At 70.9% G+C, this 15,434-nt stretch carries 13 protein-coding genes; 11 read left to right on the forward strand and 2 right to left on the reverse strand.

Translation table 11 applies throughout. The features are described from left to right. The first annotated feature begins 8 nt into the window (after positions 1-8). From leuS to holA, 4 genes are all read left to right on the forward strand, one after another. The gene (gene leuS, locus D8Y23_RS04985) at positions 9-2,564 is read left to right on the forward strand and encodes a leucine--tRNA ligase (RefSeq protein WP_428844466.1); all 2,556 of its coding nucleotides are present in this window, start codon (positions 9-11) and stop codon (positions 2,562-2,564) included. Between the two features lie 157 nt (positions 2,565-2,721). After that, a complete protein-coding gene (locus D8Y23_RS04990) occupies positions 2,722-3,339 on the forward strand; it encodes a ComEA family DNA-binding protein (RefSeq protein WP_128217068.1) in 618 nt (205 codons plus the stop codon). After that, positions 3,336-5,639 (forward strand): ComEC/Rec2 family competence protein, encoded by a 2,304-nt coding sequence (locus D8Y23_RS04995; protein WP_128217069.1) that lies wholly within the window; start codon positions 3,336-3,338, stop codon positions 5,637-5,639. Before D8Y23_RS04990 ends, D8Y23_RS04995 begins: the two co-directional genes overlap by 4 nt. Positions 5,640-5,728: 89 nt before the next feature. Continuing rightward, positions 5,729-6,766, forward strand: coding sequence for a DNA polymerase III subunit delta (holA, locus tag D8Y23_RS05000; RefSeq protein WP_128217070.1), 1,038 nt, complete (start codon positions 5,729-5,731; stop codon positions 6,764-6,766). A gap of 268 nt (positions 6,767-7,034) precedes the next feature. Here holA and rpsT read toward each other — a convergent pair whose 3' ends face one another. After that, on the reverse strand, positions 7,035-7,295 hold the full coding sequence (gene rpsT, locus D8Y23_RS05005; RefSeq protein ID WP_128217071.1) for a 30S ribosomal protein S20: 261 nt from the start codon (positions 7,293-7,295) through the stop codon (positions 7,035-7,037). Positions 7,296-7,413: 118 nt separating this feature from the next. Then, positions 7,414-8,136, reverse strand: coding sequence for an alpha/beta fold hydrolase (locus tag D8Y23_RS05010; protein WP_128217072.1), 723 nt, complete (start codon positions 8,134-8,136; stop codon positions 7,414-7,416). Positions 8,137-8,239: 103 nt separating this feature from the next. Between D8Y23_RS05010 and lepA the strand changes: the two genes are divergently transcribed. The 7 genes from lepA to D8Y23_RS05045 all read left to right on the forward strand — a co-directional run bounded on the left by lepA (position 8,240) and on the right by D8Y23_RS05045 (position 15,388). Further along, entirely contained in the window at positions 8,240-10,084 is a 1,845-nt protein-coding gene (gene lepA, locus D8Y23_RS05015) for a translation elongation factor 4 (protein WP_128217073.1), read from the forward strand. 23 nt (positions 10,085-10,107) lie between these two features. Further along, on the forward strand, positions 10,108-10,752 hold the full coding sequence (locus D8Y23_RS05020; RefSeq protein ID WP_128217074.1) for a DUF1990 family protein: 645 nt from the start codon (positions 10,108-10,110) through the stop codon (positions 10,750-10,752). Further along, the gene (gene hemW, locus D8Y23_RS05025) at positions 10,752-11,969 is read left to right on the forward strand and encodes a radical SAM family heme chaperone HemW (RefSeq protein ID WP_128217075.1); all 1,218 of its coding nucleotides are present in this window, start codon (positions 10,752-10,754) and stop codon (positions 11,967-11,969) included. Before D8Y23_RS05020 ends, hemW begins: the two co-directional genes overlap by 1 nt. Positions 11,970-12,050: 81 nt before the next feature. Beyond that, on the forward strand, positions 12,051-13,085 hold the full coding sequence (gene hrcA, locus D8Y23_RS05030) for a heat-inducible transcriptional repressor HrcA (protein WP_128217076.1): 1,035 nt from the start codon (positions 12,051-12,053) through the stop codon (positions 13,083-13,085). Between the two features lie 53 nt (positions 13,086-13,138). Next, positions 13,139-14,260, forward strand: coding sequence for a molecular chaperone DnaJ (dnaJ, locus tag D8Y23_RS05035; RefSeq protein WP_128217077.1), 1,122 nt, complete (start codon positions 13,139-13,141; stop codon positions 14,258-14,260). A gap of 2 nt (positions 14,261-14,262) precedes the next feature. After that, positions 14,263-14,997 carry a 16S rRNA (uracil(1498)-N(3))-methyltransferase gene (locus D8Y23_RS05040; RefSeq protein WP_128217078.1) on the forward strand — a complete coding sequence of 245 codons (735 nt, stop codon included), beginning with the start codon at positions 14,263-14,265 and terminating at the stop codon, positions 14,995-14,997. 43 nt (positions 14,998-15,040) lie between these two features. Beyond that, the gene (locus D8Y23_RS05045; RefSeq protein ID WP_128217079.1) at positions 15,041-15,388 is read left to right on the forward strand and encodes an HIT domain-containing protein; all 348 of its coding nucleotides are present in this window, start codon (positions 15,041-15,043) and stop codon (positions 15,386-15,388) included. Positions 15,389-15,434 lie beyond the last annotated feature (46 nt).

The following is a 15,434-nucleotide window of genomic DNA, read 5'->3' on the forward strand; positions in this document are numbered from 1 at the left end:
CCTCTTCCGTGCCGTCCGCCGACGGAGGTTTCGACCCCCACGAGATCCAGGCGAAGTGGCAGCAGGCGTGGGCCGAGAAGGACCCGTTCCGTGCCGGCGGCGACGCCGACACGCGTCCGCGCAAGTACGTGCTCGCGATGTTCCCGTACCCGTCGGGGGACCTCCACATGGGGCACGCCGAGAACTACCTCTACTCCGACATCGTCGCGCGGTTCTGGCGCCACCGCGGGTACAACGTCCTGAACCCCATCGGGTGGGACTCCTTCGGCCTTCCGGCCGAGAACGCCGCCATCAAGCGCGGGGCCGACCCGGTGGAGTGGACCTACGCGAACATCGCGCAGCAGAAGGAGAGCCTCAAGCACTACGGCGTCTCGTTCGACTGGAGCCGGGTGCTGCATACGAGCGATCCCGAGTACTACCGCTGGAACCAGTGGCTGTTCCAGAAGCTGTACGAGAAGGGCCTCGCCTACCGCAAGGACGCGCTCGTCAACTGGGACCCGGTCGATCAGACCGTGCTCGCAAACGAGCAGGTGCTGCCCGACGGCACGAGCGAGCGCAGCGGCGCCGTCGTGGTCAAGAAGAAGCTGACGCAGTGGTTCCTGCGCATCACCGACTACGCCGACCGGCTGCTCGACGACCTGAACCAGCTCGAGGGCTTCTGGCCGCAGAAGGTCATCCAGATGCAGCGCAACTGGATCGGTCGCTCGATCGGTGCCGACATCACCTTCGAGATCGAGGGCCGCGACGAGAAGATCACGGTCTTCTCCACCCGCCCCGACACCCTGCACGGTGCGACGTTCTTCGTCGTGGCGCCCGAGTCCGACCTCGCGGCCGAGCTCGCGGCATCCGCCGACATCGAGGTGCGGCAGAGGTTCCAGGCGTACCTCGAAGAGGTGCAGCGCGCGACAGACATCGAGCGCCAGGCTACCGACCGTCCGAAGACCGGCGTGTTCCTCGGCCACTACGCCGTCAACCCGATCAACGGCGAGAAACTGCCGATCTGGGCCGCCGACTACGTGCTGGCCGATTACGGTCACGGCGCGGTCATGGCCGTGCCCGCGCACGACCAGCGCGATCTCGACTTCGCCCGGGCGTTCGACCTGCCGGTGAAGGTCGTCGTCGACACCAACGCTCCGGTCACCGGTGCGATCCCGGTGATCGAGGTCGACGAGGACGGCGTGCCGATCGACCCGCTGGGCGACGTCGACGACCTCGATCCCGTCAAGACCGGCATCGCGCTGACCGGCGACGGTCGCATGATCAACTCCGGTTCGCTCAACGGTCTGTCCAAGCGCAACGCGATCGCACGCATGATCGACGAGCTCCAGGCCAAGGGCGTCGGCCGCGCCGCCAAGACCTACCGTCTGCGCGACTGGCTCATCTCGCGCCAGCGGTACTGGGGCACCCCGATCCCGATGCTGCACGCCGAGGACGGCACGATCGTGCCCGTGCCCGCGGACGAGCTGCCCGTCGTGCTGCCGTCGGTCGAGGGTCTGGACCTCAAGCCGAAGGGCGCGTCCCCGCTCGGGGCGGCGACCGAGTGGGTGGAGGTGACCGACCCAGAGACCGGGCAGAAGATGCTGCGCGACCCCGACACGATGGACACGTTCGTCGACAGCTCGTGGTACTTCCTGCGGTTCCTCTCGCCCACCGACCCGAACGAGGCGTTCTCGCTGCCCGAGGCGCGCAAGTGGGGTCCCGTCGACTTCTACATCGGCGGCGTGGAGCACGCGATCTTGCATCTGCTCTACGCGCGCTTCATCACCAAGGCGCTGTTCGACATGGGCCTGGTGGAGTTCACCGAGCCGTTCTCGAGCCTGATCAACCAGGGCATGGTGATCCTCGACGGCGCCAAGATGTCGAAGAGCAAGGGCAACCTCGTGCTCTTCCAGGAGGAGCTCGACGCCCACGGCGCCGACGCGCTGCGCGTCGCACTGGCCTTCGCGGGGCCGGTGGAGGACGACAAGGACTGGAACGACGTCTCGACCACGGGGGCTGCGAAGTTCCTCGCCCGGGCCCTCCGCATCGCGCACGACGTCGACAGCGAGACCGACGTGGTCTGGGCCGAGGGCGACCCGGCGCTGCGCCGCGTCACCCACCGCCTGCTGGCAGAGGCGCCCAACCTCATCGAGCAGACGAAGTTCAACGTCGTCGTCGCGCGTCTCATGGAGCTCGTGAACGTCACCCGCAAAGCGATCGACGGCGCGGCCGGCCCGAGCGACCCCGCCGTCCGCGAGGCCGCCGAGGTCATCGCGATGACGCTCGACCTGTTCGCCCCGCACACGGCGGAGGAGATGTGGCAGACGCTCGGCTACGACGGGTTCGTCGGCCTGCAGACCTGGCGCCAGGCCGACCCGACGCTGCTCGTTGAAGACACCGTGACCGCGGTCGTGCAGATCGACGGCAAGGTGCGCGGCACCCTCGAGGTCTCGGCGAAGATCGGCGCCGACGCGCTCGAGGCGGCCGCCCGCGCCGACGAGAAGGTGCGGCGGGCACTGGGCGACCGCGAGATCGTGCGCGCGGTCGTGCGTCCGCCGAAGGTGGTCAGCTTCTCGACGAAGTAGATCTTCGGGACGGATGCCACGTCCCCGTGCTTTGCCGAGCGCGGGGGACGTGGCATGCGTCGTTGAGGCTCCTCCCCAACGGAGCACTTTGCGGAGCGGTCCACCGATCGGGCTCGAGGTCGCCCGGGGGCGCGCCGGCTCTTCCTAGCGTGTGAGGGTGACCGCCGACCCCGACACCGACACGCCTCCCGCGCGTCTCCGACCGCGCCAACGCCTCGGCGTCGGTGCGGTCATCGTCCTGGTGCTCGTGGCGTTCGCGGTGACGGTGGGGATCGGGATCTTCCGCGGAGCGACGGGTGCCGAGACGGTCACAGCGGCGCCTTCTTCGAGCGGTGAGCAGACCGCCGTCCCGGCGGCCGGCGTGTACGTGCACGTCGCGGGGGCCGTTCGCGCGGCGGGCCTGTATCGGCTCGAGGTGGGCGACCGGGTGGCGGATGCCATCGCCCGCGCGGGCGGGTTCGCCGATGACGCCGCGCGCGACGGGGTGAACCTCGCGCGGACGGTGACGGATGGGGAGCAGATCGTCGTCCCCGTCGTGGGGGCGGAGCCTCCCGCCGCAGCGGGCGGCGGAACCGCCGCGTCCGGTCCGCTCGACCTCAACACCGCGACACGGGAACAGCTCGACGGGCTCCCGCGGATCGGACCGGCGCTGGCCGACCGGATCCTGGCCTGGCGTGACGAGAACGGGCGCTTCACGAGCGTCGACGATCTGGGGTCGGTGCCCGGCATCGGCGACAAGATGCTCGCGAACCTGCGGGATCTGGTCCGGGTATGAGCGAACGGCGTGCCCTGCGGCGACGGGCGTGGCGGCCGGTCGCCGTCGCGGCCGCGACCTGGGTGGGTGCCGCCGTCGCGACGGCGATGTCGCCGGCATGGATCCTCGCGGCCGGTCTCGTCGCGGCTGTCGGCGGTGCCGTCGTGTGCTTCGCGCGGTTCCGGCATCCGATCGTCGCGGTCCTCGCGGTCGCCCTGGCCTGCGCCGCAGCCAGCGCCGGCACGGTCGCCACCCTGGAGCCCACGCGGGAGGCCGTCGCTCAGCTCGCGGTGGACGGGGGTCGCCATCTGCGCGTGACGGTGACGGTGACCGGCCACCTGTCGGGGAGCGCCGACGGCGGGGCGTGGTTCGACGCAACCGTGACAGAGGTAACGGCGGGGGAGACGACGGTCCGCGGCGCGATCCCCGCGCGCATCGGGGTCGATGCCGAGGGCCACGAGAGCCTGTCCGCCGTCGGACAGGGCAGCGAGCTGACACTGTCCGGCCGCGCGATCCCGGCCGATCCGGCCGAACGGGCGGTTCTGGTGCTGCGCGCGACCGACGTCGGGCGCGCCCCACCGCCGCAGGGCGTGTGGGCCGCGTTCGAGACCCTGCGCGACGGACTCGTCGCCTCGACGCGAGGCCTGCCGCAGCCGGGCGCCGGCCTGATCCCCGGGCTGGCCGTGGGCGACACGTCGAGCCTCGAGCCCGCGACCGAGGAGGCGATGAACATCTCGTCGCTGTCACATCTGAACGCGGTGTCGGGAGCGAACTGCGCCCTCGTCGTCGGCGCCGCCTTCGCCGTTCTGGCCGCGTGCGGAGCACGCCGGTGGCTGCGTGTCACGGGCGCTCTTCTCGTGCTCGCCGGATTCGTCGTGCTCGTGACCCCCGAGCCGAGCGTCGTCCGGGCGGCAGCCATGAGCGCGATCGGCATCCTGGCTCTGGGCTTCGGTCGACCCATCGTCGGGATCGCCGTCCTCGCCGCCGCGGTGACGGTGTTGCTCGTCATGGATCCCTGGCTGTGCCGGTCCCTCGGATTCGCGTTGTCCGCCGCGGCCACCGCCGCGCTGCTCGTCCTCGCGCGCCCGCTCGCCGACGGGCTGGCGCGGGGGATGCCGCGGCCCCTCGCCCTCGCCCTGGCGGTGCCGACGTCCGCCCAGCTGGTGTGCGGTCCGCTCATCGTGCTGATCGACCCGCACGTCCCGTTGCTCGGTATCGCGGCCAACCTGCTCGCCGACCCGGCGGCCGCACCGGCGACGATCGCGGGAGCCCTCGCGTGCATCGCACCGTTCCCGTGGCTGCGGGATGGTCTCACGGCTCTGGCGTGGATCCCCGCCGCCTGGATCGCCGGAGTCGCACACACGACGGCGTCGGCAGCGGCGCAGAACCTCCCGTGGCCGGACGGTCTTCCCGGAGCGGCACTCCTCGCCGCGGTCGGAGCAGCCATCGCGGTCGCCATCGCCCGCCCGAGCCGGGTGCCGCGTCTGACCGCACTGGCCACGCTCATCGTCGCCATCCTGATCGGCGCGGCCAGCGGAACGAGCACCATCCGCACGATCGCCGGGCCGCTGACGGTGCCCGCGGAGTGGCAGGTCGCGATGTGCGACGTCGGGCAGGGGGATGCCACTCTCTGGCGATCCGGCACGGCCACGGCCCTCGTCGACACCGGACCCGAGCCCGAACCGCTCGCCGAATGCCTGCGGACGTTCGGGGTCGACCGGCTCGACCTGGTGGTCCTCACGCACTTCGACAAGGACCACGTCGGCGGGTCCCCCGCCCTCGTCGGGAGGGCGGACGTCGTCGTTCACGGTCCCTCCGGCGAGCCGGCCGACCAGAGACTGCTCGATCGGTACGCCGCCGGCGGCGCCCGCCTGGTCGCCGCCACGCTGGGGATGACGGGGCAACTCGGTGAGACGCGCTGGCAGGCTCTGGGCCCCGTGCCCGGGATGGAACCGGGCAACGATGCCAGCGTCGCGATCGACGTCACCGGCCCGGGCTTCCCGCGCACGGTCATGCTCGGCGACCTCGGAGCCGAGCCCCAGGCGGCCGTCCTGCGGCGCGTCGACATCACGCGTGCCGACATCGTCAAGGTCTCCCATCACGGCAGCGCCGACCAGGACCCCGAGCTCTACCGCCGGCTGCATGCCGACGTCGGATTGATCGGGGTCGGTGCCGGAAACACCTACGGACACCCGACCGCGCGGTTGCTCGATCTCCTCCGCGAGACCGGTACGGTCGCTGCACGCACCGACACGGACGGCATTCTCGCGGTCTGGCGCGACGAGAACGGCAGACTGACGCTGTGGCGCCAGCGACAGTGAGGCGGCGAGCGATGGGTGCGTGAGGCGCACAGCCGGGCGTCGCGGCTCCATCCGGCATCCGTGTCCGACCCGCTCGGTAGGCTGGGGGAGTGACTCCGGCACCCCGACGCTCCGCCCCCGCCAAGGCGAAGTCGGCGATCCCGCAGATCGGCTGGCGCACGCCGCAGCCGGCGCCGATCGTGCTCGTCTCGGGCCCCGAAGAGGTGTGCGCCGAGCGCGCGACCGCGGGCATCCGCGAGTACCTCAAGAGCGAAGACCCGAGCCTCGAGGTCACCGACGTCCGTGCCGACGACTACGCCGCTGGCACGCTTCTCGCGGTCACCTCGCCCTCCCTGTTCGGCGAGCCGCGCCTGGTGCGCGTCGGCGGCGTCGAGAAGTGCTCCGACACGTTCCTCACCGAGGCACTCGCGTACCTCGAACACCCGCAGGACGGGGCGACCGTCGTGCTCCGGCACACCGGCGCGAGCGTCCGCGGCAAGAAGCTCCTGGACGCCATCCGGGCGGGCCAGGGGAGCGGCATCGAGATCGCCTGCCCGGCGATCAAGCGCGACTCCGACCGCTTCGACTTCGCCGTCGGCGAGTTCAAGGCGGCTCGGAAGAAGATCGCCCCGGTGGCGCTCCGGTCCCTCGTCTCGGCGTTCGCCGACGACCTCACCGAGCTCGCGGCCGCCTGCCAACAGCTGATCGCCGACGTCCCGGGCGACATCGACGAACGCACCGTCGAGCGGTACTACGGCGGCCGCGTCGAGACCTCCGCGTTCACCGTCGCCGATACCGCCATCGCCGGGCACTACGGTCAGGCCCTCCTCGCGCTGCGCCACGCCCTGGCATCCGGGGCCGATCCCGTTCCGCTGGTCGCGGCCGTGGCCTTGAAGCTGCGGACCATGGCGCGCGTGGCGGGGAACCGCGAGTCGTCCTCGGCGCTGGCTCAACGCCTCGGCATGAAGGACTGGCAGGTCGATCGCGCGCGCCGCGACCTCGTCGGCTGGAGCGCCGCCACCCTCGGTCTGGCCATCCACGCCACCGCGCGGGCGGATGCCGAGGTCAAGGGCGCCTCGCGCGACGCGGTGTTCGCCCTCGAGCGCATGATCACGATCATCGCCACCCGCCAGCCCTACGGCCGCTGACCTGCCGCTGGAGAACGGCATCGCCGCGGCGCCGATCGCTCCGGGGTCGCCGCTCCTGCACGGCTGCACACCGATCGCCGCGCCCCCACTTCACGCCCAGAGCGCGCGGGCTCAAGCGCGGCCTGCCGTGGCCCCGGGGCGCCAGAAGTGGCCCCAGGGCCACAAGCAACGCCCGGAACCCCGCCGCACGCCCGGACCCGCGACACCGTGCCCCCGCAAACGACGAAGCCCGTCCCGCGGTGCGGGACGGGCTGTCGAAGGATGCGGCTCAGAGAGCGGCGACCTGCTTCGCGATGGCCGACTTGCGGTTCGCGGCCTGGTTCTGGTGGATGACACCCTTGCTCACGGCCTTGTCGAGCTTCTTGCCGGCCTGGACGAGCGCCTTCTCGGCGGCTTCCTTGTCACCGGCGAGGATGGCGTCGCGCGTGCGGCGCACGTGGGTGCGGAGCTCGCTCTTGACGGCCTTGTTGCGCTCGCGCGCCTTCTCGTTGGTCTTGTTGCGCTTGATCTGCGACTTGATATTCGCCACGTCGACGGTCTTTCGTTTGAGTGAGTGTTGGAAGTGCCGGGCGAGCGGTAGAGGGACGCTGCACCGGCGGTCGTGGAGGTCGGGAAAAACCCCACACGCAAGCCAAGGGTCGAGTCTATCAGGTCGCCGCCTCGACCGTGGTGAGCGCCACGTCGAGGACCGCGTTGAAGACGCGGGGGCGCATCGCAGTGACGAGGTGCGTCGTGCGCGGCACGACGATGAGCTCGGCGTCGCGGGCCACGGACAGGAACAGCTTCTCGTTGACCCGCAGCTGGTCCCACTGCCCGTTGACGAACCAGAGCGGCACGTCGATGCGCCGCAGCGCCGCGAGCAGGTCGAGCACCGACAGGCTCCGCAGCGCCGTGTCCTGCGCGTCGAAGGCATACCCGCCCGCGCCGAAGTCCTCGCGCGTCTCGAACGGGAGCGTCCGCTCGAGGACGTAGGTCGTCAGCCCGAGGCCGCGATCGGGCAGGCCGTCGAAGCGACGGGCGAAGAAGCGGTACGCCGCGAGTCCGACCCCGCGCGGAATCGACGTGCAGGATGCCGCGATGAAAGCCGCGACCGGTGGCCGATCCTCGCGGCCGACGTACTCGATCGACAGCAGGCCACCCATCGAATGACCGACGAGCAGCACCGGGCCGCGCGTCGCGGCATCCCGAACAGCCCGATCGATCGTCGCGAACGCCGCGTCGAGCGTGAACGTCTCATCGCGGCGCGTTCCGTGCCCCGGGAGATCCACGGCGGTGACCGGGTTCCCGCGCTGTCGCAGATGCTCGACCTGGGCGCGCCACATCGTGGCGGACGTGCGGATGCCGTGCACGAGCACGACCTGGACCGTCATGGCATCCACCCTACGAACGCCGCCTGTGCACCCGCCCGGGATACGCGCTCGGTTCGGGGCCGCGGACGGCGATGTCGCCCGTCGCCCGTAGAATCGACGGAACATGTCACCGCGCGCCCTGAAGCCCCTCGAGCCGTCCGCCACGCCGCCGGCGCAGATCCGCAACTTCTGCATCATCGCCCACATCGACCACGGCAAGTCGACGTTGGCCGACCGCATGCTGCAGATCACCGGCGTCGTCGCCGACCGCGACATGCGCGCGCAGTACCTCGACCGTATGGACATCGAGCGCGAGCGCGGCATCACGATCAAGTCGCAGGCCGTGCGCATGCCGTGGGCCGCCGGGGGCGAGACCTTCGCGCTCAACATGATCGACACTCCCGGCCACGTCGACTTCACCTACGAGGTCAGCCGGTCGCTCGCCGCGTGCGAAGGCGCGATCCTCCTCGTCGACGCAGCGCAGGGCATCGAGGCCCAGACGCTCGCGAACCTCTACCTCGCGCTCGAGAACGACCTCACGATCATCCCGGTGCTGAACAAGATCGACCTGCCGGCCGCCGATCCCGAGAAGTACGCGGCCGAACTCGCGGGTCTCATCGGCGGCAAGCCGGAAGACGTGCTGCGCGTGAGCGGCAAGACGGGCATGGGCGTCGAAGACCTGCTCGACCGGATCGTCGAGCAGATTCCGGCACCGGTCGGTCAGGCCGACGCCCCGGCGCGCGCCATGATCTTCGACTCCGTGTACGACGCGTACCGCGGCGTCGTGACGTACGTCCGCATGGTCGACGGGTCGCTGTCGCCGCGCGAGCGCATCCAGATGATGTCGACGACCGCGACGCACGAACTGCTCGAGATCGGCGTTTCGAGCCCCGAGCCGGTGCCCACCCGGGGTCTCGGCGTCGGCGAGGTCGGGTACCTCATCACCGGCGTCAAGGACGTCCGCCAGTCCAAGGTCGGTGACACGATCACCAACCACCGCAAACCCGCCACCGAAGCCCTCGCGGGGTACACCGACCCGAAGCCCATGGTCTTCTCGGGCATCTACCCGATCGACGGCAGCGACTACGCGGAGCTGCGCGAAGCCCTCGATAAGCTCAAGCTCTCGGACGCCTCGCTGCAGTACGAGCCCGAGACCTCGGTCGCCCTGGGCTTCGGCTTCCGCGCCGGCTTCCTGGGGCTGCTGCACCTCGAGATCATCACCGAGCGCCTCTCGCGCGAATTCGGCCTCGACCTCATCACCACCGCCCCCTCCGTGACGTACGAGGTCATGACCGACACGGGTGAGACGGTGTCGGTGACCAACCCGAGCGAGTACCCCGACGGGCGCGTCGCCGAGGTGTCCGAGCCGGTGGTCAAGGTCGGCATCCTTCTCCCGAAGGACTACGTCGGCACGGTCATGGAACTCTGCCAGTCGCGACGCGGCACGCTGCTCGGCATGGTCTACCTCAGCGAAGACCGCGTCGAGCTGCGGTACAACATGCCGCTCGGCGAGATCGTCTTCGACTTCTTCGACCATTTGAAGAGCCGCACCCAGGGCTACGCGAGCCTCGATTACGAGCCGGCGGGTCAGCAGACCGCCGACCTGGTCAAGGTCGACATCCTGCTCCAGGGCGAGAAGGTGGATGCCTTCAGCTCGATCGTGCACCGCGAGAAGGCCTATGCGTACGGCACGCTGATGGCCGAGCGTCTGCGCAAACTCATTCCTCGTCAGCAGTTCGAGGTGCCCATCCAGGCCGCGATCGGCGCGCGCATCATCGCGCGCGAGACCATCCGCGCGATCCGCAAGGACGTCCTCGCCAAGTGCTACGGCGGTGACATCACCCGTAAGCGCAAGCTGCTCGAGAAGCAGAAAGAGGGCAAGAAGCGCATGAAGATGGTCGGCCGGGTCGAGGTGCCGCAGGAGGCGTTCATCGCCGCCCTGTCCGGCGACGTCGAGACGAAGAAGTAACCCGCCCGAGGAGACCGGAGATCATGCGCCGCCAGAACTTCACCGACGACACGGTCGACTACGCCGCGGTCGGTGCCACTCAGGCGCACGACCTCATGCAGTACCCGCCCCAGCACTCGGTCCCCGCCGAGGACGCGTGGCGTATCGGTAGCGGCGAAGAGCGCTTCACCGCGGCCGGAGAGCTGCTGTTGTCGTGGGCGCCTCTGCGCGCGGGCGAGCTCAGCATCAGCGACGTGCGTCCAGCGACGGACGGCGGGTACGCCGGGGTCGGTTTCGATGCCGACGGCGCTCCCATCGCGCCCAGTCGGCTCGCCTCCGAGCAGCGGTTCGCCGCCGACGGCACCCCGTTCGTCAGCCCCGGTACGAGCGTGCGCGTGCACGGCAAGGTCGACGGGCACCGCGTCGACGGACACCTTCGTGTGATCTCGGTGTTCGAGGAGCCGCGCCGGATCGGATACATCCTCGGCACGGTCGGGCACTCCATCGTCAGCGGTGAAGAGCTGTTCGCCGTCGAATGGCGCGACAACGACGAGGTCTGGTTCGTCGTCCGCGCCTTCGACCGTCCGACCGCCCCGTCGTACCGGCTGTTCCACGGACTCGTCCGCCGCCGTCGACGCGGTCTCTTCCAGCGGTATCTGCGCGCGATCTCGCCGCTGTACACCGACTGATGGGCGGCCCGCTTCCCCTCGGAGACCCCGCCCCGACCGACGGGCGCCTGCCCGACGATCTGACGGTCGACGCCGCCACCGCGTTCGGCGTGTACCTGCACGTCCCGTTCTGCCGTGTGCGGTGCGGCTACTGCGACTTCAACACCTACACGTCGAGCGAACTCCGCGGTGCGCGCCAGGAGGACTTCGCGGACACGCTCGCCGCCGAGGTGCGTCTGGCGGGCGCGGTGATGGATGCCGCGGGCGGTCGGCGCGAGGCATCCACCGTGTTCTTCGGGGGAGGAACGCCGACCCTGCTGCCGCCCGGCGACCTGGCGCGGATGCTCGGGGCGGTGCGCGACGAGTTCGGGATCGCCGACGGCGCCGAAGTCACCGTGGAAGCCAACCCCGACACCGTCGACGACGCCGTCGCCGAGACACTCGCCGCCGCCGGCGTGACGCGCCTGTCCATCGGCATGCAGTCCGCGCAGCCGCACGTGCTCGCGGTGCTCGACCGCACCCACGACCCGCGCAACGTCGCCACCGCGGTCGCCGCCGCGCGCCGCGCCGGACTCGATGTGTCGCTGGATTTGATCTACGGTGCGCCGGGGGAGTCGCTCGACGACTGGCGCGCGTCGCTCGAGACCGCGACGGCGCTGCGCCCCGACCACGTCTCCGCGTACGCGCTGATCGTCGAGGACGGCACGAAGCTCGCGCGACAGATCCGCTCGGGCGTGGTGGAGGAGCCCTCCGACGACCTGCAGGCCGACATGTACGAGCTCGCCGACGACCTCCTCGGCGGCGCGGGCTACGACTGGTACGAGGTCTCGAACTGGGCCACGGACACCGCCCACCGCTCGCGCCACAATCTCGCGTACTGGCGCGGCACCGACTGGTGGGGCTTCGGCCCCGGAGCCCATAGCCACGTCGCGGGGCTCCGCTGGTGGAACGTCAAGCACCCCGCGGCCTACGCGCAGCGGCTCGCCGCCGGGGAGTCGCCGGCCGCAGCGCGCGAGCGGCCCGACGACACCGCCCGACGCCTCGAATCCGTGCTGCTGCGCAGTCGCATCCGCGACGGCCTCCCGGTGTCGGAGCTCCTCGGCGAGGGCCGGAAGGCCGTGGCATCCCTCATCGCCGACGGCCTGGTCGACGGGCCGGATGCCGTGCGCGGGCGTATCGTGCTGACGCGTCGCGGCCGGCTGCTCGCCGACGCGGTGGTGCGGGCGCTCACAGCCTGAGCGCGCTTCCGACTCGGGGGCGGGCGGGTGCTCTAGAATTGGCACTCAGGTGTCCGGAGTGCCAGAAGGAGGGAGCCGGCCATGGTGTCCGAACGCGGCTTGCAGGTGCTCCGCGCAATCGTCCAGGACTATGTCGACACGCGCGAACCCGTCGGCAGCAAGGCCATCGTCGAGCGGCATGCGTTCGGGGTGTCGGCCGCGACGATCCGCAACGACATGGCGCAGCTCGAGGACGAAGACCTCATCGTCGCGCCCCACACGTCGTCGGGCCGCGTACCCACCGACAAGGGCTACCGCGTCTTCGTCGACCACCTCGCCGAACTGCGACCGCTCTCGACGGCGCAGCGCAGCGCCATCACGTCGTTCCTCGACGAAGCCGGTGACCTCGACGACCTCCTCGCGCGCACCGTCCGGGCTCTCACGCAGCTGACCGGCCAGGTCGCGATCGTGCAGTATCCCTCGTTCGCCCGCGCGAATCTGACGCACGTGGAGCTCGTGGCTCTCGGCGGGCCGCGCGTGCTCGTGATCCTCGTCACCGACACCGGCCGTGTCTCGCAGCGCATCGCCCTGGTGCCGTTCGAGCCCACCGAGAGCGATGTCGTGCAACTGCGCGCCCGCGTCGGCGCGCTGCTCGTGGGCAGGAGCGTCGCGGACTGCGCGCAGGCCGTCGCCAGCGCCGACGCGCCGCGGCCGGGGAACTCGCTCGACGCGATCGCCGACGCCGTGCTGCGCATCGTCGGTGAAGAACTCGACGAGTTCCGCCAGGACCGTCTCGTCATGGCCGGCGCGGCGACGCTCGCCAAGCGCGAATCCGATTTCCGCGGCAGCATCTACCCGCTCCTCGAGGCGATCGAGGAGCAGGTGACGCTGTTGCGGCTCATGAGCGAGATGGTCGCCGACGAGCAGGGTCTCTCGGCCAGCATCGGCCGCGAGAACGAACCGTTCGGCCTGATCGAGGCATCCGTCCTCGCCAGCCGCTACGACGGCACCGCCGGCGGTGCGCGCGTGGGCCTGCTCGGCCCGACCCGGATGGACTACTCCTCGAACCTCGCGGCGGTCCGCGCCGTCGCGCACTACCTGACCCGGATGCTCGAAGACGACGACACCGCTCGTTGACGACACCCGCACCGAAACGGATCGACCCCGCGTGAGCGGGCAGGAAGGCGATTGTGGCTGACCACTACGAGGTCCTCGGCGTCGCGCGCGACGCCAGCCCCGACGACATCAAGCGCGCCTATCGGCGTCTCGCACGCGAACTCCACCCCGACGTCAACCCGGGCGACGACGCGTCCGAGCGTTTCAAGCTCGTCACCCACGCCTACGACGTCCTGAGCGACCCCGAGCAGCGTCGCCGCTACGACATGGGCGGTGACCAGAACCCGTTCGGCGGCGGGGGAGCGGCCGGCTTCGGCGGCTTCAGCGACATCTTCGAGACGTTCTTCGGTGGGGCGCAGGGCGGCGGGGGCCGCGGTCCGCGTCCGCGTTCCCGACGCGAGCGCGGACAGGACGCCCTCGTGCGCGTGAACCTGCAGCTCGGCGACGTCGTCTTCGGCGTGCACCGCGACCTCGAGGTCGACACCGCCGTCCTCTGCGAGACGTGCCAGGGCGCGTGCACGCAGCCCGGGACGAGCGAGGTCACGTGCGACATCTGCCACGGCTCCGGCCACGTGCAGCGGACGGTCCGCAGTCTCCTCGGCAACGTCGTCACCAGTCAGCCGTGCAGCGTCTGCCAGGGCCACGGCACGACGATTCCGTACCCCTGCGGCACATGCCAGGGCCAGGGCCGCGTGCGCGCCCGCCGTACCGTCTCGGTCGACATCCCCGCCGGCGTCGAGACGGGGCTGCGCCTGCAGCTCCCCGGTTCGGGCGAGGTCGGTCCCGCGGGCGGCCCCAACGGCGATCTCTACCTCGAGATCACGGTCGACTCGCACGACGCCTTCAGTCGCGAGGGCGACGACCTGCTCGCGACCCTCGAGGTGTCGATGCCGGATGCCATTCTCGGCACGACCACCACCATCGAGTCGCTCGACGGCGCGGTGGACCTCGAGGTGCGGCCCGGCGTGCAGTCCGGCGACGTGCTGACCATCAAGGGCCGCGGCATCACACCGCTGCGCGGGAGCCAGCGCGGCGATCTCAAGGTCGGCGTGCACGTCGTGACACCGACGCGCCTCGACCACAAGGAGCGCGCCCTCATCGAGGATTTCGCCAAGCGGACGAAGGCCCCGCAGCCGCGCCTGGCCGAGCACCAGCAGGGCCTGTTCACGAAGTTCCGCGACCGCTTCCGGCACTGATCGTGGCGCTGCACTTCGTCACCGATGACGCGTCGACCGCCGGTGTCGGCGATGTCGTGGTGCTGACCGGGCCCGAGGCGCACCACGCCGCAGCGGTGCGGCGCGTCCGTGTCGACGAGGCCGTGACCCTCGGTGACGGTCGCGGAGTCTGGCTCGAGGGCGTCGTGACGGCAGCAGCACCGAAGCAGGTCGACGTGCTCGTCAAGGCCCGCGCGGAGATTTCCGCGCCGACGCCGCGCATCGTGCTCGTGCAGGCCCTCGCGAAGGGCGACCGCGACGAGCTCGCGGTGCAGGCGGCGACCGAGCTGGGGGTCGACGCGATCGTCCCGTGGCAGGCCGCGCGCAGTGTCTCGCGGTGGGATGCCAAGGCCGACAAGGGGCTCGCGCGCTGGCGGATGATCGTCCGCGAAGCGGCGAAGCAGGCGCACCGGGCGTGGATCCCCGAGGTCGAGGGGGTCGCGCGTCTCGCCGACCTCGTCGCCCGCGCCAAAGACGCGCACGTGCTGGTGCTGGAGCCCTCCGCCGACGAGCGGCTCACAGCCGTGGCATCCGGTTCGGTCGACGACCGCGACATCGTGCTCGTCGTGGGCCCGGAGGGCGGGATCGCCCCCGAGGAGCTCGCGGCCCTGGGGGAGGTCGGTGCCCGGCTCGTGCGCCTGGGGGACACGGTCCTGCGGACCTCGACCGCCGGCGCCGCGGCGATCTCGGTGCTGTCGGCGACTGCGGGCCGCTGGTAGCGCGCCCGTCCCGCTGTCGGAGCCCGTCGATAGACTGGATGCCATGACCGAGCCGTCGATCTTCACGCGCATCCTCCAGGGCGATATCCCCGCAGAGATCGTCGCCGAGACCGAGAACGCCTTCGTGATCCGCGACATCGCGCCCCAGGCACCGGTGCATCTGCTCGTGATCCCCAAGACCGAGCAGTACCGCAACGTCGTCGAGCTGGCCGCGGGCGACCCCGATCTGTTGACCGAGATCGTGGGTCTGGCGAACGCCGTGGCGGCCGAGCACGCCGACGGCGACTTCCGACTCGTCTTCAACACCGGCGCCGGTGCCGGTCAGACCGTTTTCCACGTACACGCCCACGTCCTCGCGGGCGGACTGAACGAAAAGAGCACGGGTGGCTGATTCCCCCGAAGAACCCGTCGTCGAGCGGCTGTACGCCGACGGCGTC

This window comes from Microbacterium enclense (assembly GCF_004022425.1).
In the GTDB taxonomy this organism is placed as follows: domain Bacteria; phylum Actinomycetota; class Actinomycetes; order Actinomycetales; family Microbacteriaceae; genus Microbacterium; species Microbacterium enclense_A.